19 protein-coding genes, 2 rRNA genes and 1 other annotated feature are annotated in these 17,619 nt (G+C 42.7%); all 21 genes read left to right on the forward strand.

Annotated features, from left to right (window positions below; genetic code table 11):
* A 23S ribosomal RNA gene (locus F9802_RS16810) occupies positions 1 to 124 on the forward strand; the annotation flags it as partial.
* A gap of 129 nt (positions 125 to 253) precedes the next feature.
* Positions 254 to 369, forward strand: a 5S ribosomal RNA gene (rrf, locus tag F9802_RS16815).
* 484 nt (positions 370 to 853) lie between these two features.
* Positions 854 to 1,318 (forward strand): CtsR family transcriptional regulator, encoded by a 465-nt coding sequence (locus tag F9802_RS16820; protein WP_404799179.1) that lies wholly within the window; start codon positions 854 to 856, stop codon positions 1,316 to 1,318.
* A 20-nt stretch (positions 1,319 to 1,338) separates the two neighbouring features.
* A complete protein-coding gene (locus F9802_RS16825) occupies positions 1,339 to 1,881 on the forward strand; it encodes a UvrB/UvrC motif-containing protein (protein WP_152154043.1) in 543 nt (180 codons plus the stop codon).
* Positions 1,881 to 2,936, forward strand: coding sequence for a protein arginine kinase (locus F9802_RS16830; protein ID WP_152154045.1), 1,056 nt, complete (start codon positions 1,881 to 1,883; stop codon positions 2,934 to 2,936). Before F9802_RS16825 ends, F9802_RS16830 begins: the two co-directional genes overlap by 1 nt.
* A gap of 20 nt (positions 2,937 to 2,956) precedes the next feature.
* Positions 2,957 to 5,404 carry an ATP-dependent protease ATP-binding subunit ClpC gene (clpC, locus tag F9802_RS16835; protein WP_152154047.1) on the forward strand — a complete coding sequence of 816 codons (2,448 nt, stop codon included), beginning with the start codon at positions 2,957 to 2,959 and terminating at the stop codon, positions 5,402 to 5,404.
* A gap of 74 nt (positions 5,405 to 5,478) precedes the next feature.
* Positions 5,479 to 6,852: a DNA repair protein RadA gene (gene radA, locus F9802_RS16840; RefSeq protein WP_152154049.1), complete on the forward strand. Its 1,374-nt coding sequence runs from the start codon at positions 5,479 to 5,481 to the stop codon at positions 6,850 to 6,852.
* Between the two features lie 110 nt (positions 6,853 to 6,962).
* Positions 6,963 to 8,057 carry a PIN/TRAM domain-containing protein gene (locus F9802_RS16845; protein ID WP_152154051.1) on the forward strand — a complete coding sequence of 365 codons (1,095 nt, stop codon included), beginning with the start codon at positions 6,963 to 6,965 and terminating at the stop codon, positions 8,055 to 8,057.
* Positions 8,058 to 8,071: 14 nt separating this feature from the next.
* Positions 8,072 to 8,758, forward strand: a complete 687-nt coding sequence (ispD, locus tag F9802_RS16850) for a 2-C-methyl-D-erythritol 4-phosphate cytidylyltransferase (protein WP_152154053.1) — start codon at positions 8,072 to 8,074, stop codon at positions 8,756 to 8,758.
* A gap of 20 nt (positions 8,759 to 8,778) precedes the next feature.
* Complete coding sequence (gene ispF, locus F9802_RS16855; RefSeq protein WP_152154055.1) at positions 8,779 to 9,261, forward strand: 2-C-methyl-D-erythritol 2,4-cyclodiphosphate synthase; 483 nt, start codon at positions 8,779 to 8,781, stop codon at positions 9,259 to 9,261.
* Between the two features lie 72 nt (positions 9,262 to 9,333).
* Positions 9,334 to 10,794 carry a glutamate--tRNA ligase gene (gene gltX / locus F9802_RS16860; protein ID WP_152154057.1) on the forward strand — a complete coding sequence of 487 codons (1,461 nt, stop codon included), beginning with the start codon at positions 9,334 to 9,336 and terminating at the stop codon, positions 10,792 to 10,794.
* Positions 10,795 to 10,850: 56 nt separating this feature from the next.
* Positions 10,851 to 11,079: a binding site (T-box leader), on the forward strand.
* 209 nt (positions 11,080 to 11,288) lie between these two features.
* A complete protein-coding gene (epsC, locus tag F9802_RS16865) occupies positions 11,289 to 11,954 on the forward strand; it encodes a serine O-acetyltransferase EpsC (protein ID WP_152154059.1) in 666 nt (221 codons plus the stop codon).
* Positions 11,935 to 13,335, forward strand: a complete 1,401-nt coding sequence (gene cysS / locus F9802_RS16870; RefSeq protein WP_152154061.1) for a cysteine--tRNA ligase — start codon at positions 11,935 to 11,937, stop codon at positions 13,333 to 13,335. Before epsC ends, cysS begins: the two co-directional genes overlap by 20 nt.
* Positions 13,336 to 13,337: 2 nt before the next feature.
* Complete coding sequence (locus tag F9802_RS16875) at positions 13,338 to 13,757, forward strand: Mini-ribonuclease 3 (RefSeq protein WP_152154063.1); 420 nt, start codon at positions 13,338 to 13,340, stop codon at positions 13,755 to 13,757.
* A 2-nt stretch (positions 13,758 to 13,759) separates the two neighbouring features.
* Positions 13,760 to 14,503, forward strand: coding sequence for a 23S rRNA (guanosine(2251)-2'-O)-methyltransferase RlmB (rlmB, locus tag F9802_RS16880; RefSeq protein ID WP_152154173.1), 744 nt, complete (start codon positions 13,760 to 13,762; stop codon positions 14,501 to 14,503).
* Between the two features lie 2 nt (positions 14,504 to 14,505).
* Positions 14,506 to 15,015 carry an NYN domain-containing protein gene (locus tag F9802_RS16885; RefSeq protein ID WP_152154065.1) on the forward strand — a complete coding sequence of 170 codons (510 nt, stop codon included), beginning with the start codon at positions 14,506 to 14,508 and terminating at the stop codon, positions 15,013 to 15,015.
* Between the two features lie 71 nt (positions 15,016 to 15,086).
* Complete coding sequence (gene sigH / locus F9802_RS16890) at positions 15,087 to 15,731, forward strand: RNA polymerase sporulation sigma factor SigH (protein WP_404799180.1); 645 nt, start codon at positions 15,087 to 15,089, stop codon at positions 15,729 to 15,731.
* A gap of 71 nt (positions 15,732 to 15,802) precedes the next feature.
* Positions 15,803 to 15,949 carry a 50S ribosomal protein L33 gene (gene rpmG / locus F9802_RS16895; protein WP_152154069.1) on the forward strand — a complete coding sequence of 49 codons (147 nt, stop codon included), beginning with the start codon at positions 15,803 to 15,805 and terminating at the stop codon, positions 15,947 to 15,949.
* A gap of 103 nt (positions 15,950 to 16,052) precedes the next feature.
* Positions 16,053 to 16,238, forward strand: a complete 186-nt coding sequence (secE, locus tag F9802_RS16900) for a preprotein translocase subunit SecE (protein ID WP_152154070.1) — start codon at positions 16,053 to 16,055, stop codon at positions 16,236 to 16,238.
* A gap of 147 nt (positions 16,239 to 16,385) precedes the next feature.
* The gene (gene nusG / locus F9802_RS16905) at positions 16,386 to 16,919 is read left to right on the forward strand and encodes a transcription termination/antitermination protein NusG (protein WP_152154072.1); all 534 of its coding nucleotides are present in this window, start codon (positions 16,386 to 16,388) and stop codon (positions 16,917 to 16,919) included.
* A 164-nt stretch (positions 16,920 to 17,083) separates the two neighbouring features.
* Complete coding sequence (gene rplK / locus F9802_RS16910) at positions 17,084 to 17,509, forward strand: 50S ribosomal protein L11 (RefSeq protein ID WP_046180700.1); 426 nt, start codon at positions 17,084 to 17,086, stop codon at positions 17,507 to 17,509.
* Positions 17,510 to 17,619: the final 110 nt, after the last annotated feature.

Raw genomic sequence — 17,619 nt, forward strand, 5'->3', positions numbered from 1 at the left:
AGATGAGATTTCCCTTAGCGCAAGCTAGTAAGATCCCTGAAAGATGATCAGGTAGATAGGTTCGGGGTGGAAGCGTGGCGACACGTGGAGCTGACGAATACTAATCGATCGAGGACTTATCCTAAACGAAACGTTCAGGCATTGAACATGCCTGAACGGGACAAACGAATAACACCAAATGGCACGGTATTGCCGGTTACTTATACAACATATTATCCAGTTTTGAAAGAACAACTCTTTCAATTTTATACAGTCTGGCGGCGATAGCGAAGAGGCCACACCCGTTCCCATCCCGAACACGGAAGTTAAGCTCTTCAGCGCCGATGGTAGTTGGGGGTTTCCCCCTGTGAGAGTAGGACGCTGCCAGGCAAGTGATAAAGAACAGCGGAAGCTGTTCTTTTTTGTTATATAAACAAGTAGACGAGCATGATTAACTGCTTCAAAATGGCGATAAAACTTTGAAAGGAGAGATGGGGAACAAAACCCGCAAGTTGTCGAACAAGGCTCTTAAAGTGTCGAACAATCTCTCAAAGTCACCATGAAAATTCCGACATGTAAAATAATCGTCAAAGTATTGAGCTTCTCTTCAAGGCCTTAAAACTAGCAAAAAACGAAAAATATCCTCATGTTATTAAATAATATTCTGTTTTTTTTTGCATAGTTATAAGATATCATCTCTTGCTAAGGTTTAACTTCTTTTAACAGGTGGAATATAAAAATATATTTTAAAAGGATTAAAATTCTTGAAAAGCGTCAAAAATTAACATCAAGTACATACATTAAAATTGCCAATGGTTTGTGCTTTCATGTATAATTTATGTCAAATATAGTCAAAGTCAGAATTGGAGGAGGTTTGATGCGTAATATATCTGATATTATTGAGGACTATTTAAAAAAAGTTCTCGAAATGAGTGGAAGCGAAATTGTAGAAATTAAGAGAAACGAAGTAGCTGAAAAATTCCAATGTGTTCCCTCGCAGATTAATTATGTAATCAATACCCGCTTTACCATTGAAAGAGGATACGTAGTAGAAAGCAAAAGAGGCGGGGGAGGCTATATCCGAATTATAAAAGTGAAAGTGCATGACCAGTACGATTTAATCGATCAGCTCGTTTCACTGGTGGGGAATAAAGTTTCGCAATCAGCTGCTGAAAATTTGATTTACCGCTTGGTGGAAGAAGAAGTGATTTCAAGCCGGGAAGCAAAAATTATGATGAGTGTAATGGACCGTTCAGTTTTGTACATCGACCTTCCTGATAGAGATGAGCTTCGGGCAAGAATGATTACCTCTATGCTCATGGCTTTGAAATATAAATAACTAAAAGGGGGTGGTTCGTTTTGATTTGCCAGGAATGTAAAGAAAGGCCTGCCACACTGCATTTTACTAAAACATTAAATGGCGAAAAGACAGAGTTGCTTTTGTGTGAAAAGTGTGCGCAGGAAAAAGGGGAGCAGTATATGTTCAGCCATCACCCCGATTTTTCCATCGGTAATTTGCTTGGCGGTTTGTTTAATATTGAATCGTCATTTTCAACTAAACCTGCTCAATACCCCCAGCAGCAAGCTCTGAAATGTGAGAATTGCCAAACAACTTTTCAGCAGTTTGTAAACAGTGGAAAGTTTGGCTGTGCTCATTGCTATGAAGCATTTCGGGAGCAGCTTACTCCCATACTAAAAAGACTGCAAAATGGCAATAACATACACAGAGGAAAAATACCGGAAAGAATGGGCGGTACTCTGCACTTGAAAAAAGAAATAGAAGAATTAAAAACGAAACTTCAACAAGCCATTGCCCAGGAAGAATTTGAATTGGCAGCCGATATTCGCGATCAAATCCGCTCTCTCGAAAAAAAAATGATTTTTGAAGGAGGAGAGTCGTGATGTCTCTAGAAAGGTTTATTAATCAGGCTGTCAGCTCATGGATGAATAATGAAGGACCTCATTCGGATATTGTTTTAAGTTCGAGGATTCGTCTTGCAAGAAACTTAGCAGATTATCAATTTCCTTCGTTCTTAAAATCCGATGAAGCGGAAGAGATGACAAAGAAAATCAGTGAAGGGGCACAGAGAGAATATGCACTTGAGCTGCTCACGATGGAAAGTTTGTCTCAATTGCAAAAGCGGGTGCTTGTTGAAAAGCATCTAATTAGCCCCTACCTGGCCGATGCTTCCGCATACGGAGCAGTTCTTCTCTCAGAAACAGAAGATATCAGCATCATGATAAATGAAGAGGATCATATTCGTATTCAGTGTCTCTCTCCGGGCTTGCAGCTGAAAGAAACATTAGAGAAAACTAATGCTATTGACGATGCCATTGAAGCAAAAGTCAAATATGCTTTTGACGAACAGAGAGGTTATTTAACGAGCTGTCCGACAAACGTAGGAACTGGCTTACGGGCATCAGTCATGATCCATTTGCCGGGGTTAATGTTAACTCAGCAAATCAATCGTATTATCCCCGCAATCAGCCAGCTTGGTTTTGTAGTTAGGGGTATTTACGGTGAAGGCAGTGAAGTTTTGGGAAACATTTTTCAAATTTCCAACCAGTTAACACTTGGTAAGTCAGAAGCGGATATAGTGGAAGACTTGGTGAGTATAGTCCATCAAATTATTGCTCACGAAAAGTCAGCTAGAGAAGCTTTAGCCAACACGTCTTCCATCCATCTAGAGGATAAAGTATTCCGCTCTTATGGTGTATTAACAAACAGCCGAATTATTGAAACAAAAGAAGCAGCTCAGTGTTTATCTGATGTGAGGTTAGGAATTGATATTGGTTATATTAGCAATGTTTCCAAAAGTATTTTAAATGAATTGATGATTTTGACCCAGCCGGGCTTTTTACAGCAATATGCCGGAGGGCCGCTCCGTCCGGAAGAACGGGATATTCGGCGGGCTGCTTTAATTAGAGAGCGGTTAAAATTGGAAGAAAATTGTTGAGGTAAAGGAGAGGAATGGATATGATGTTTGGTCGTTTTACGGAAAGAGCACAGAAGGTATTGGCGCTTGCACAAGAGGAAGCACTTCGTCTAGGACATAGCAATATTGGCACAGAACATATTTTGTTAGGGTTAGTGCGTGAAGGAGAAGGCATCGCGGCAAAAGCTCTTTATGGCCTTGGGCTTAGTTCGGAAAAGATCCAGGAAGAAGTTGAGAACTTGATCGGCCGAGGAGAAGGAAATTCCCAAACTGTCCATTATACTCCCCGCGCAAAAAAGGTAACAGAGCTATCAATGGACGAAGCTAGAAAGCTAGGTCACTCCTATGTCGGTACAGAACACATTCTGCTTGGTTTAATCCGTGAAGGAGAAGGCGTGGCTGCTCGTGTTCTTAGCAATTTAGGTGTCAGCTTAAACAAAGCTCGTCAGCAAGTACTTCAGCTGCTTGGCAACAATGAATCAAACGGTCATCAAGGCGGCTCAACATCGAACGCAAATACACCTACGCTCGATGGCCTAGCGCGAGATTTAACAGTGATTGCCAGAGATGGCAGTCTGGACCCTGTCATTGGCCGCGGTAAGGAAATACAGCGTGTGATTGAAGTGCTAAGCAGAAGAACGAAAAACAACCCGGTGTTGATTGGTGAACCCGGTGTTGGTAAAACGGCAATTGCTGAGGGGCTTGCTCAGCAAATTATTAATAATGAAGTACCAGAAACACTCCGTAATAAGCGGGTTATGACACTAGATATGGGTACCGTTGTAGCGGGAACAAAATACCGGGGTGAATTTGAAGACCGCTTAAAGAAAGTGATGGATGAGATTCGCCAAGCAGGCAACATTATTTTATTTATTGATGAACTGCATACGTTAATTGGTGCAGGTGGAGCAGAAGGAGCCATTGACGCTTCTAACATTTTGAAACCATCTCTTGCCCGCGGTGAGCTGCAATGCATCGGCGCTACCACGCTTGATGAATACCGTAAGTATATTGAAAAAGATGCAGCCCTTGAACGTCGCTTCCAGCCGATTCAAGTGGATGAGCCAACGTTGGATGAATCGATTCAGATTTTAAAAGGGTTAAGAGACCGCTATGAAGCCCATCACCGTGTATCCATTACGGATGAAGCGATTGATGCAGCAGTGAAAATGTCAGACCGCTATATTTCAGACCGCTTTTTGCCGGATAAAGCGATTGATTTAATTGATGAAGCGGGCTCAAAAGTTCGGTTGCGCTCTTTTACTACACCTCCTAATTTGAAAGAGCTGGAAGTGAAGCTCGACGGCATTCGAAATGAAAAAGATGCGGCCGTTCAAAGCCAGGAATTTGAAAAAGCGGCTTCGCTTCGTGATGCTGAGCAAAAGCTTCGGGAAGAACTGGAGAAGACAAAGAATAATTGGAAAGAACAGCAAGGAAAAGAGAACAGTGAAGTAACAGTCGAAGACATTGCCAAAGTCGTATCAAGCTGGACGGGTGTTCCGGTTTCCAAGCTGGCACAAACGGAAACAGATAGATTGCTGAAGTTGGAAGAAATTCTTCATTCCCGCCTGATTGGCCAGGAAGAAGCAGTAAAAGCTGTTTCCAAAGCCGTCCGCCGGGCAAGAGCAGGATTAAAAGATCCGAAGCGGCCGATCGGCTCATTCATTTTCCTTGGGCCGACAGGTGTCGGTAAAACGGAACTGGCTAAAGCCCTCGCTGAATCCATGTTCGGTGATGAAGATGCAATGATTCGTATCGATATGTCTGAGTACATGGAGAAGCACTCAACGTCTCGTCTCGTTGGGTCGCCACCGGGCTATGTCGGTTATGAAGAAGGCGGTCAGCTAACTGAGAAAATTCGCCGTAAGCCATATTCTGTTATCTTGCTGGATGAAATTGAAAAAGCACATCCAGATGTGTTTAACATTTTGCTGCAAGTGCTCGAAGATGGTCGCTTAACCGATTCAAAAGGGCGGACAGTCGATTTCCGTAACACCGTGCTGATTATGACATCAAACGTAGGAGCTGATTCACTGCGACGCAACAAATTTGTCGGTTTTAATATTCAAGATGGTGAACAGGACTTCAAAGACATGAAGGGCAAAGTACTAGAAGAGCTTAAACGAGCTTTCCGTCCAGAATTCATCAACCGTATTGATGAAATCATTGTTTTCCATGCTTTAGAGAAAAAACACTTGAAGGAAATTGTTACTTTAATGTCTGATCAATTGTCAAGCCGTCTGAAAGAGCAGGACATTATTGTCGAATTATCCGATCGGGCAAAAGAAAAAATTACGGAAGAAGGCTACGATCCAGAATATGGAGCGCGTCCTTTGCGCCGTGCCTTACAAAAACAAGTGGAAGACCGCTTGTCAGAAGAGTTGCTGAAAGGCAAAGTTTTAACAGGTCAGCATATTTTAGTAGATGTTGAGGATGATGAATTTGTAGTGAAAACAAAAGAACCGTCAGCGGCACCATCTGCTACTTAAAACAACGAAAGGGCGCACACGCAATATATGTGTGCCCCTTTTTTTCAGAGAATAGATGAAGAGGTGTAATGAGCATGGCAAAGAAAAAAACGAAATTTATTTGCCAATCCTGCGGATACGAGTCGGCAAAATGGATGGGCCGGTGTCCTGGCTGCGGAGAATGGAACCAGATGGTAGAGGAAGTGGCCATTACAGGGACGCCTAAACGGACATTTATGCATTCTGAGCAAACGGTGACTTCTAAACCGGCAAAGATTACAGATATTGAGACTGTACAGGAACCGCGTGTGAAAACAAAGATGAAAGAATTCAATCGGGTACTTGGAGGAGGAGTTGTACCGGGGTCACTCGTATTGATCGGTGGAGATCCAGGAATTGGAAAGTCCACCCTGTTATTGCAAGTTTCTGCTCAACTGGCAGCAATTAAAAGCAGGGTATTATACATTTCCGGCGAAGAGTCTGTTAAGCAGACAAAATTAAGAGCAGAACGGCTGGCTGTAAAAGAAGAAGATCTGTTTATTTATTCAGAAACAAATTTGCAGCTGATTCATTCGGCAATTGAGCAGCTTTCGCCGTCGTTTGTTATTATTGACTCGATTCAAACAGTGTATCATCCAGAAGTAACGTCTGCCCCGGGGAGTGTTTCTCAAGTAAGAGAATGTACAGCCGAATTAATGAGAATAGCAAAAATGAATGGAATCGCCATTTTTATTGTCGGGCATGTGACAAAGGAAGGTTCGATTGCCGGTCCCAGATTATTGGAGCATATGGTGGATAGTGTGTTATATTTTGAAGGAGAGCGCCACCATACGTACCGTATTTTAAGAGCAGTAAAAAACCGTTTCGGCTCCACAAATGAGATGGGGATTTTTGAAATGAAGGAAGAAGGATTGGAGGAAGTAGAGAACCCTTCGGAAATCTTTTTGGAAGAGCGGTCGCAAGGTTCTTCGGGATCGACAGTGGTTGCTTCCATGGAAGCAACGAGGCCTGTGCTCGTTGAAATCCAAGCTCTTGTTTCTCCGGCTGTTTTTGGTAATCCCCGGCGCATGGCTACTGGCATGGATCATAATCGCGTAACGCTGTTGATGGCTGTACTGGAGAAGCGTGTCGGTCTTTTATTGCAAAATCAGGATGCCTATTTAAAAGTAGCTGGTGGCGTAAAGCTTGATGAACCGGCCATTGATCTTGCTATTGCCGTCAGTATTGCTTCTAGCTTTCGCGACCAAACGACGAATCCAACAGACTGTATTATCGGAGAGGTAGGTTTGACGGGAGAGGTGCGGAGAGTTTCAAGAATAGAGCAAAGAGTCTCTGAAGCTGCCAAGCTCGGTTTTACAAGAGTTATTCTTCCCGCAAATAATCTCGGAGGCTGGAAAGTGCCGGCAGGAATAGAAGTGGTCGGTGTTTCTACTGTTAATGAAGCGCTGCGGCTCATTTTTGGCAAATGATTTTACGGGCAGGTCAGAGGAACACATGTATACTTTTAGGATGTTTTTTCAAAAAAACGATTGCATGTGGAAAAAAGTGTTTATAATGATAGCAAGGAGGTGAAGTCAGAATGTTAAAACGTCTCGTACAGGCGGGTTTTATTATTTTAGGTGGAACGTTAGGCATTATTCTTATTCCGGACTTATTAACTTTAATCCATTTAGATCATCTGACTTTAATTAATAACCCGTATGCCGCGGTTATAATAGGAGCTATTATTTTCTATATGCTGACATTTTGGGCAGTGGATTATATTATTGATTTTGTTAAATGGCTGGAAGACCGAATTGTTACCGCGCCTTTGACGGACATTCTTTCTGGCAGTTTAGGGTTAATTTTAGGATTAATCGTCGCTTTTTTAGCAGGGAATACACTTAACTCAATTGAAATACCGATTGTTAATACGGTCGCACCAATTTTCTTGACGATCTTACTTGGCTACTTGGGCTTTCAGGTCGGTTTTAAAAAGCGTGATGAAATTACTGGTTTATTTTCGATGAACAAAAGCGGAAAAAAGAAAGAGTCAGATGTATCTGAAAGTCCCCAGTTTGTACAAAAGTCATTTAAAATCTTAGATACGAGTGTAATTATTGACGGCAGAATCGCTGACATTTGCCAAACTGGCTTCCTAGAAGGATGCCTAATTATTCCGCAGTTTGTTCTGGAAGAATTGCAGCACATCGCTGACTCTTCGGATACGCTGAAACGTACGAAAGGTCGAAGGGGACTCGACATATTAAACCGGATTCAAAAAGATATTCCGGTGGATGTGGAAATTATTGAGCGGGATTTTGAGGATGTTCAAGAAGTGGATAGCAAACTCGTCAAGCTGGCGAAAGAAATGAATGGAATCGTCGTTACGAATGATTTTAACTTAAATAAAGTATGTGAACTGCAAAAAGTGCAGGTTCTTAACATTAATGACTTGGCCAATGCTGTAAAACCATTAGTGATCCCTGGTGAGGAAATGCATGTTCTTGTTATTAAAGACGGGAAAGAGCAGCGGCAGGGTATTGCTTACTTAGATGATGGAACAATGATTGTCGTGGAAGAAGGCCGCGAGTATATCGGCAAGCAAATTGATGTGATCGTGACGAGCGTTCTGCAAACATCAGCAGGGCGGATGATTTTTGCCAAACCTAAGTTGATAGAAAAAGCGCTTTAAAGGGGCCCAAAAAGATGAATTATCAAGTGATTATTCCGGCAGCCGGTCGTGGAACTAGAATGAAAGCAGATAAAAATAAGCTTTTACTTTTGTTGCAGGACCGCCCGGTTATCATCCATACTTTGGAGGTTTTTGAGAAGGATCCGAATTGCAAGGGGGTTATACTCGTTGTTCAGCCAGAAGAAGTGAAGATGTTCTCTAATTTAGTTCGCGAATATGATGTCTCCAAAGTGCGCAAATTAGTTCACGGAGGCAGTGAACGCCAGCAGAGTGTTTATAACGGACTAAAAGAGGTGGATGATGCGGAAGTCGTTCTTATCCATGACGGAGCGAGACCATTTATAGAGGCTCCCATTATAAGCCGACTTGTTGAAAAAGCAGTAGAAAAGGGGGCTGCTATTGTGGCTGTTCCCGTAAAAGATACAATTAAGCGCGTTGAGAGCGGCACGGTTGCCGAAACAGTAGAACGCTCAAGCTTGTGGTCGGTTCAAACGCCACAAGCTTTTCGCGTGCCTTTGATTTTAAAGGCTCATGCACAGGCACAAACAGCCGGATACATCGGTACAGACGATGCATCATTGGCAGAAAGAATCAATATGCCGGTGCAAATTGTAGAAGGAGATTATGATAATATAAAGCTGACGACTCCGGAGGACCTTGTTTTTGCGGAGGCTATTATTCAAAAAAGAAAATCATCATAGATTGCGAAGGAGAAAAAATTATGTTTCGAATTGGACAAGGCTTTGATGTGCATCAATTTGCAGAAAATCGTCCGTTAATTATCGGAGGAGTAATGATCCCGCATGAAAAGGGGCTGATTGGCCACTCAGATGCCGATGTTTTGCTGCACACTGCAGCGGATGCTCTTCTTGGAGCTATTGGAGAAGGAGATATAGGACGCCATTTCCCAGATACAGACCCTGCCTTTAAGGATGCTGATTCCGCTGTATTGTTGCAGCGTGTATGGCAATTAGTGAAAGAGAAAGGTTTTTCTCTCGGAAATATCGACTGCACGATCATGGCGCAAAGACCAAAAATGGCTCCGCATATTGAGCGGATAGAACAAAGGATGGCAGAATTGCTGGATGCGGATGTGTCACAAATCAACGTGAAAGCAACGACAACAGAAAAGCTGGGATTTGTCGGAAGAGAAGAAGGAATTGCCGCACAGGCAGTTGTTCTATTGACAGCGGAAGAAAAGTAATCCACTTTCTTCTAGTAGCAGCAGGTGGTAAAATAAATAAAGTTATATGAACGACTTGAGGAGGAACGTGGAATGGCAAACGATATTCGTGTGCGCTATGCGCCGAGCCCAACAGGCCACTTACATATAGGCAACGCGCGTACAGCGCTTTTTAATTACTTATTTGCCCGCAGCCAGGGCGGGAAGTTTATCATCAGAATTGAAGATACCGATCAAAAGCGAAACATTGAAGGCGGGGAAGAAAGCCAGCTGAAATATTTGCAGTGGCTCGGAATCGATTGGGATGAAAGCGTCGACAGCGGGGGAGAATATGGTCCGTACCGCCAGTCAGAACGGAATGACATTTACAAAAAATATTACGATCAATTATTAGAAGAAGACAAGGCGTATAAATGCTACTGTACAGAAGAAGAGCTCGAAGCTGAACGGGAAGCGCAGCAGGCAGAAGGCAAAGACATGGCGGGTTATTCCGGCAAATGCCGTCACTTGACTGCAGAAGAGAGAGCGGAGAGAGAAGCAGAAGGGCGAAAGCCGAGCATCCGCATTAAAGTGCCGGCAGGGGAAATGTTGACATTCACTGATTTGGTCAAAGGTGAAGTTTCTTTCGAGTCGGAGGACATTAGCGATTATGTTATCGTGAAAAAAGACGGCACGCCAACGTACAACTTTGCGGTAGCTGTAGATGACCATTTAATGAAAATGTCGCACGTGCTGCGCGGAGACGACCATATTTCTAATACACCGAAGCAACTCTTAATTTATAATGCGCTTGGTTGGGAGCCGCCTGTTTTTGGCCATATGACGCTGATTGTTAATGAAAGCCGCAAAAAGCTGAGCAAGCGGGATGAATCTATTATTCAGTTTATTGAACAATATAAAGAGCTCGGGTATTTGCCGGAAGCATTATTTAACTTTATTGCTTTGTTGGGCTGGTCTCCAACTGGCGAAGAAGAAGTTTTCTCTAAAGAAGGGTTTATTGAGATGTTTGATGCCGGGCGGTTATCTAAATCTCCTGCGCTATTTGACCAGCAGAAACTGCTGTGGATGAATAACCAATACATGAAGAAGGTGGAGCTGGACCGAGTCGTGGGGCTAGCGCTTCCGCATCTTGTGAAAGCAGGCCGCGTCGATGCTGAGCGATCTGCTGAACAAGAAGAGTGGGTGCGTCAATTAATTGGCCTTTACCAGGAAAAAATGAGCTTCGGAGCAGAGATCGTTGAGATGTCAGAGTTATTCTTTAAAGGCGACATCAGCTATGAAGGAGAAGCAAAAGCGGTTCTTGAGGAGGAACAAGTACCTGAAGTAATGGCTTCTTTTCTTGAAAAAGTAGAAACAATGGATGAGTTTAAAGCAGACGAAATTAAGCAAGCGATGAAAGCTGTCCAAAAAGAAACAGGTCATAAAGGAAAAAAACTATTTATGCCGATCCGCGCTGCTGTCACTGGACAAACACACGGACCAGATTTGCCAAAAGCCATCGAATTGCTCGGCAAAGAAAAAGTTGTTGAACGGCTCCGCAAGATTAGCAGTTAACATTTTAGCAAAAATGTAATATATTAAAGATAGAAGAATTTTACTGAATCATAAATAAGTTAGCGTTGAAGAGGAGAAGTAAATAATTGAAGCTTTACAGAGAGAACCGTCACCGGCTGTAAACGGTTCAAGCCGCTCAATTATTGAAATGCCCCTCTGAGCCTGCCGCTGAAAGGCAACGAGTAAGCGGCGGCGGGAGCACCCGTTACCAGTTTAAAGTTGGAGAAATAGGCGTATGTCTATTTTTCAAACAGAGTGGAACCGCGTAAACATAACGTCTCTGTCTATACAGAGACGTTTTTTATTTTGTGAAAAATAAGTAAGTATAATTTTTTCGAATTAGGCAACTGTCTAGCTCCAGGCGCCATCGGCTCGAGGTCATAAGCCAATCCGTCAAGAAGGCTAAGAAGCAGCCTTCCCGCCGGCTCGTCTTATGCTTGTCGCCGATAAGCAGCGCCTTGCGCTTTTCTTATAAAAGGAGGATAGAAACAGGCATGTTTAAACTACTTAAAGAAGACATTGATACAATTTTTGAGCAGGATCCTGCTGCCCGAAGCTATCTGGAAGTCATACTAACTTACTCTGGATTGCATGCGATTTGGGGCCATCGGCTGGCTCACGGCTTTTACAAGAGGAAATTTTTCTTCCTTGCCCGAATTATTTCCCAAATAAGCCGCTTTTTCACTGGCATAGAAATCCATCCCGGCGCTAAAATAGGCCGCCGCCTGTTTATTGACCACGGGATGGGAGTTGTCATCGGAGAAACGTGTGAAATTGGTGATAATGTGACATTATACCAAGGAGTGACACTTGGCGGTACTGGTAAAGAAAAAGGAAAAAGGCACCCGACAGTACAGGACAATGCTTTAATTGCGTCAGGTGCCAAAGTGCTCGGTTCAATTACGATTGGGGAAAGCTCTAAAATCGGTGCCGGTTCGGTCGTCTTAAGAGACGTACCATCAAATTCAACCGTTGTCGGCATTCCAGGCCGAATTGTGATCCGCGACGGTAAGAAAATCCAAAAAGACTTTAATCACCGTGATTTGCCGGATCCGATTGCCGATCGTCTTTCTATTATGGAAAGAGAAATCATCCGGTTGAAACAGGAACTTGATGAAGCGAAGAAGGGAGAATATCAAAATGACCATTCGAGTTTATAATACATTGACACGAAAAAAAGAAGATTTTATTCCTCTTGAAAAAGGGAAAGTAAAAATGTATGTATGCGGTCCGACCGTATATAACTATATTCACATAGGTAATGCCCGCCCGGCCATCGTATTTGATACAGTCCGGCGTTATTTACAATACAGCGGGTACGATGTCACCTTTGTTTCCAATTTTACAGACGTCGATGACAAACTGATTAAAGCGGCAAATGAACTGGGAGAAGAAGTGCCGGTCATCGCCGATCGGTTTATTCAAGCTTATTTTGAAGATACGGGAGCTCTTGGCTGCCAAAAAGCGGATGTTCATCCACGCGTGACAGAAAATATTGATCTAATTATTGAATTTATTGACGCACTGATTGAAAAAGGCTATGCATACGTCTCAGAAGGTGATGTCTACTACCGTACGAGAAAGTTTGCAGACTACGGAAAGCTGTCCCAGCAATCAGTAGATGAATTGAAAGTCGGTGCAAGAATCGGAGTAGGGGAAAAGAAAGAAGATGAGCTCGACTTTGTTTTATGGAAAGCGGCAAAAGAAGGGGAAATTTCTTGGAACAGTCCATGGGGGAACGGGCGTCCGGGCTGGCACATAGAATGCTCAGCTATGGCACGAAAGTATTTAGGAGATACAATTGATATCCACGCAGGCGGGCAGGATTTAACTTTTCCGCATCACGAAAATGAAATTGCCCAATCAGAAGCACTGACCGAGCAACCGTTTGCCCGCTATTGGCTGCACAATGGCTATATTAATATTGATAACGAAAAAATGTCGAAATCACTCGGCAACTTTGTTCTTGTGCATGACATTATTCAACATATCGACCCGCAAGTGCTTCGCTTTTTCATGCTGTCCGTTCACTACAGACACCCGATTAATTATAACGAGGAACTGCTGGAAAACGCCAAAACGGCTCTTGACCGCTTGAAAACGGCTTATGAAAATTTAAAGCACCGCAAGCAGTCCAGTGCCAACTTAACTGATAACGATGAGAAATGGCTGGAAAAAATTAAGGAACTTCATGAGACATTCACGAAAGAAATGGATGACGATTTTAATACAGCCAATGCCATATCTGTCTTATTTGAACTTTCCAGACAGGCCAATTATTATCTAATGGAAAAAAATACATCTGAAAAAGTAATCGATACTTTTTTAAACGAGTTCGAAGACTTATTTTTTGTGCTTGGTTTGAAGCTGGAAGCGGAAGAAGCGCTGCTTGATGAAGAAATTGAAGCATTGATTGAACAGCGGATTCAAGCAAGAAAAGACCGCGATTTCCAGCTTGCTGATGATATTCGTGATAAGCTGAAAGAAATGAATATTATTTTAGAAGATACGCCGCAAGGCACTCGCTGGAAAAGAGGGTGACTATGCTGGAGTTTAAACCTTTAAAAGAAGCCAGGCTCATGAACAGTCTTGCCCTTGCTTATATGGGCGATGCTATTTATGAAGTTCACATCCGCCGCTACTTGTTGGAGCTTGGAAAAATCAAGCCGAATCAGCTTCACAAGGAAGCTACACGCTACGTTTCCGCAAAAGCACAGGCAAACGTTTTGTATCACATGATAGAAAGTGACTTTTTGTCGGAAGAAGAGCTGGCTGTTGTCAAAAGAGGGCGCAATGCGAAGTCAGGCACAATTCCGAAAAACACCGACGTCCAAACTTATCGGCACAGCACTGCTCTTGAAGCGCTGATCGGCCTGTTGTTTTTAACAGGAAATGAAAAGCGGCTCGCCGAAGTAATCGAATTTTGCCTTCAACAAAAAATTGAACAGAAAGGAGGAAATTGATGATGTCCAAAGAATTTATTGCCGGCAGAAACCCAGTGCTGGAAGCGTTACGGTCCGATCGGGAAATTAATAAAATTTGGATTGCGGAAGGAGCCCAAAGAGGATCGGTGCAACAAATCATTAAGGCAGCGAAAGAAAAAAATGTACTTGTCCAATTTGTGCCTAAGCAAAAAGTAGACCAAATGAGCGATGAAAATCATCAAGGTGTCGTCGCTTCTGTCGCTGCATATAATTATGCGGAACTGGATGATTTATTTGAGAAGGCTGAAAAAAGCGGAGAAGCGCCATTTTTTCTTTTGTTGGATGAAATTGAAGACCCGCATAACCTCGGGTCGATTATGCGGACGGCTGATGCTGTAGGCGCTCACGGCATTATTATTCCGAAACGCCGGGCGGTGGGATTGACTGCTGCAGTAGCAAAAGCGTCGACTGGAGCGATTGAATACATTCCAGTCGTGCGGGTCACGAACTTGTCGCGGACGATTGATGAATTAAAAGAGCGTGGTGTATGGATTGCCGGCACAGACGCCAAAGGAGCCGACGATTACAGACAGCTTGACGGGACAATGCCGCTCGGACTGGTTATTGGCAGCGAAGGAAAAGGCATGGGGCGCCTGATCAAAGAAAAGTGTGATTTTCTAATCCAGCTTCCTATGGCCGGCCGCGTGACTTCTTTAAATGCTTCCGTAGCAGCAGGCTTATTGATGTATGAAGTGTACAGAAGGCGGCATCCTTTAGGGGAGTAACTATGAACATCCTCATAGTCGACGGCTATAACATAATTGGGGCCTGGCCGGAACTTAGAAAGTTGAAGAATCATGATCTCGCATCCGCGCGCGACCGGCTGATTCAATTAATGGCTGAATATCAAGGTTTTACTGGTTACCGGGTCATCGTCGTTTTTGATGCCCATTATGTGAAAGGGACTGAAAAGAAATACCGGGATTTCAAAGTGGAAGTGATTTTTACTAGGGAAAATGAGTCAGCAGATGAGCGGATTGAAAAGTTGGCGATCGAATTGAGCAATATAAAAAATCAAATTTCAGTAGCGACTTCAGATTTTACAGAGCAATGGGTGATTTTCGGACAGGGGGCTTTGCGGGTTTCCGCACGAGAATTGCTTACAGAACTGGAACTGACAGGCAAAAAAATCGGCAAAAGCTTAAAGAAATTTCATGAAAGAAAGACGAATTCTAAAATTCCTCTTACGGATGAAGTGGCAGAAGTTTTTGAAAAATGGCGCCGCGGTGAAAAATGAATCATTGACGTTCAAAAAATTCGTACTGTATAATATTTCTATCTATGGTTTTGCAGGCGGAGGGGATGTGTGTGAGTTTGAACCGTTCAAATAGTACAGCATTGGAAACGCTTCAAGATGAGCAACTCATAGAACTTGTCCATAATGGTAATAGTGATGCTCTGGATTATTTGATTCATAAGTATAAAAACTTTGTCCGGGCGAAAGCACGTTCATATTTTTTAATTGGAGCCGATAGGGAAGATATCGTGCAAGAGGGGATGATCGGTCTCTATAAAGCTATTCGCGATTATAAAGAGGACAAGCTAACCACATTTAAGGCTTTTGCTGAACTTTGTATCACAAGACAAATTATTACTGCGATCAAGACAGCTACTAGGCAAAAACATATTCCATTGAATTCTTACATTTCGCTTGATAAGCCGATTTATGATGAAGAATCGGACCGAACGTTGATGGATGTGATCACAGGTGCAAAAATCATGAACCCGGAAGAATTGATTATTAATCGGGAGCAATTCAGCAGCATCGAAGATAAAATGAACGAATTGTTAAGTGATCTCGAACGGAAAGTATTAGCTTTATATTTGGATGGACAGTCGTACCAGGAAATATCGGAAGAACTTAACCGCCACGTAAAATCGATTGATAATGCCTTGCAGCGGGTCAAGAGAAAACTTGAACGCTATCTTGAGTTTAGAGAAATTACGATGTAGAGAAGGGCTTGACTAGTTTCGCTGATAATGTTACTTTTTACAATTGAGATAGATAAGGTGGTCTCATCACCGTGACAAACAAATTAATACTAGCTTGTTCAGAGTGCGGCTCTAGAAATTATTCCACTCACAGCAAAGCCAACAGTGAAGAACGTTTGGAAATAAAAAAATTTTGCCGCACATGCAACAGTCATACAATCCATAAACAGACTAAGTAAAAGCGGAAGTGGCTTTCAGCCGTGACAAGCATAAGCGAGCCGGCGAAATGGCGCTTTCTAGCCCATGCAGCAGGAAAAGACTTTACCTTTTGGAGGGTTCGAAATGTCGAGCATAACACAATTTTTCCGCAACGTAAGTTCGGAAATTAGAAAAGTCAGCTGGCCGAAGAAAAAAGAGCTGACGGGATATACAATGACGGTCCTTACGACTGTAGTCTTTCTGGCCATCTTTTTTGCGGTGGTTGACTTAGGTATCTCATCCATTGTACGGTGGGTTTTAGCTCTATAATTTGCAGCTTCATCGTTTCGGTTTGAATATACTGTTTTTCTATATGGTATAATGAAACATCATAGAGAAGAAAAAAAAGCCCGCTTCAACGGGTTTTTTCATTTGCTTTTCAAAAGTAAAGGAGGGAAGGACACTTAGTCCCTTTCTATGGAGAAGAATTGGTACGTGGTACACACATATTCAGGATATGAAAATAAAGTAAAAGCCAATCTGGAAAAGCGTGTAGAGTCAATGGGTATGCAAGACAAAATCTTTCGTGTCATTGTTCCTGAAGAAGAAGAAACTGATATTAAAAATGGCAAAAAGAAAGTTACGAAACGTAAAGTCTTCCCGGGCTATGTTTTAGTGGAAATTGTCATGACGGATGATTCTTGGTATGTGGTTCGCAATACACCAGGCGTAACTGGGTTTGTCGGTTCTTCCGGGCATGGATCAAAACCGACGCCGCTTTTGCCTGATGAAGTAAAAAACATTCTGAAACAAATGGGCATGGATGAAAAACGCAAAGAAGTTGACTTCGAAGTGAGTGAAACAGTAGTCGTGAACGAGGGGCCATTTGCCAACTTTGAAGGAACGGTCGAAGAAATCGACTTTGACAAAGCGAAGTTGAAGGTACTTGTGAATATGTTTGGCCGTGAAACTCCGGTTGAACTTGATTTTAATCAGGTGAATAAATTATAATGGAAAACAGCTTGAAATATTAAGTAAATAATGATAATATTTTTAAGTCAGTATGTCTTTAAGACAGACTAATTTTAATTGATCATCTTTATATATTAAAGATGTTATTGAGTGGGAGGGGGAAACCCCAAATACCACATCACGGACTTAAGGAGGTGTGTCTCGTGGCTAAAAAAGTTATTAAAGTTGTTAAGTTGCAAATCCCTGCAGGTAAAGCTAACCCTGCTCCGCCGGTAGGTCCTGCACTTGGTCAAGCTGGTGTTAATATCATGGGATTCTGTAAGGAATTTAATGCGCGTACAGCGGATCAAGCTGGTTTGATCATTCCGGTTGAAATTTCAGTTTTTGAAGACCGTTCATTTACATTCATCACAAAAACTCCGCCGGCTGCTGTTCTTCTTAAAAAAGCAGCAGGTATTGAGTCTGGTTCTGGTGAACCAAACCGCAATAAAGTGGCTACAGTGAAACGCGATAAAGTTCGCGAAATCGCTGAAACAAAAATGCCTGACCTTAACGCAGCTGATGTTGAATCGGCTATGCGCATGGTTGAAGGTACTGCCCGCAGCATGGGTATTGTGATCGAAGACTAATTGTTTGTAGATGTTGTTGTTCAAGGGTTGCGCTGTGAATGTATTTCCTATTACTTCACGCGCAACCTTTATTCGTGGGAGGTTATTCCGCTAAAACCACATAAGGAGGA

This window comes from Bacillus aerolatus (assembly GCF_009183655.1).
Taxonomy (GTDB): domain Bacteria; phylum Bacillota; class Bacilli; order Bacillales; family Domibacillaceae; genus Pseudobacillus; species Pseudobacillus aerolatus.

What these genes read in the sequence shown, in the direction of transcription:
- nusG (WP_152154072.1), top strand. Translation starts at nt 16,386, where the DNA reads ATGGAGAAGAATTGGTACGTGGTACACACATATTCAGGATATGAAAAT.
- F9802_RS16830 (WP_152154045.1), top strand. Translation starts at nt 1,881, where the DNA reads ATGTCTCTAGAAAGGTTTATTAATCAGGCTGTCAGCTCATGGATGAAT.
- ispF (WP_152154055.1), top strand. Translation starts at nt 8,779, where the DNA reads ATGTTTCGAATTGGACAAGGCTTTGATGTGCATCAATTTGCAGAAAAT.
- F9802_RS16885 (WP_152154065.1), top strand. Translation starts at nt 14,506, where the DNA reads ATGAACATCCTCATAGTCGACGGCTATAACATAATTGGGGCCTGGCCG.
- radA (WP_152154049.1), top strand. Translation starts at nt 5,479, where the DNA reads ATGGCAAAGAAAAAAACGAAATTTATTTGCCAATCCTGCGGATACGAG.
- F9802_RS16845 (WP_152154051.1), top strand. Translation starts at nt 6,963, where the DNA reads ATGTTAAAACGTCTCGTACAGGCGGGTTTTATTATTTTAGGTGGAACG.
- secE (WP_152154070.1), top strand. Translation starts at nt 16,053, where the DNA reads ATGTCGAGCATAACACAATTTTTCCGCAACGTAAGTTCGGAAATTAGA.
- epsC (WP_152154059.1), top strand. Translation starts at nt 11,289, where the DNA reads ATGTTTAAACTACTTAAAGAAGACATTGATACAATTTTTGAGCAGGAT.
- rlmB (WP_152154173.1), top strand. Translation starts at nt 13,760, where the DNA reads ATGTCCAAAGAATTTATTGCCGGCAGAAACCCAGTGCTGGAAGCGTTA.
- clpC (WP_152154047.1), top strand. Translation starts at nt 2,957, where the DNA reads ATGATGTTTGGTCGTTTTACGGAAAGAGCACAGAAGGTATTGGCGCTT.
- gltX (WP_152154057.1), top strand. Translation starts at nt 9,334, where the DNA reads ATGGCAAACGATATTCGTGTGCGCTATGCGCCGAGCCCAACAGGCCAC.
- cysS (WP_152154061.1), top strand. Translation starts at nt 11,935, where the DNA reads ATGACCATTCGAGTTTATAATACATTGACACGAAAAAAAGAAGATTTT.
- ispD (WP_152154053.1), top strand. Translation starts at nt 8,072, where the DNA reads ATGAATTATCAAGTGATTATTCCGGCAGCCGGTCGTGGAACTAGAATG.
- F9802_RS16875 (WP_152154063.1), top strand. Translation starts at nt 13,338, where the DNA reads ATGCTGGAGTTTAAACCTTTAAAAGAAGCCAGGCTCATGAACAGTCTT.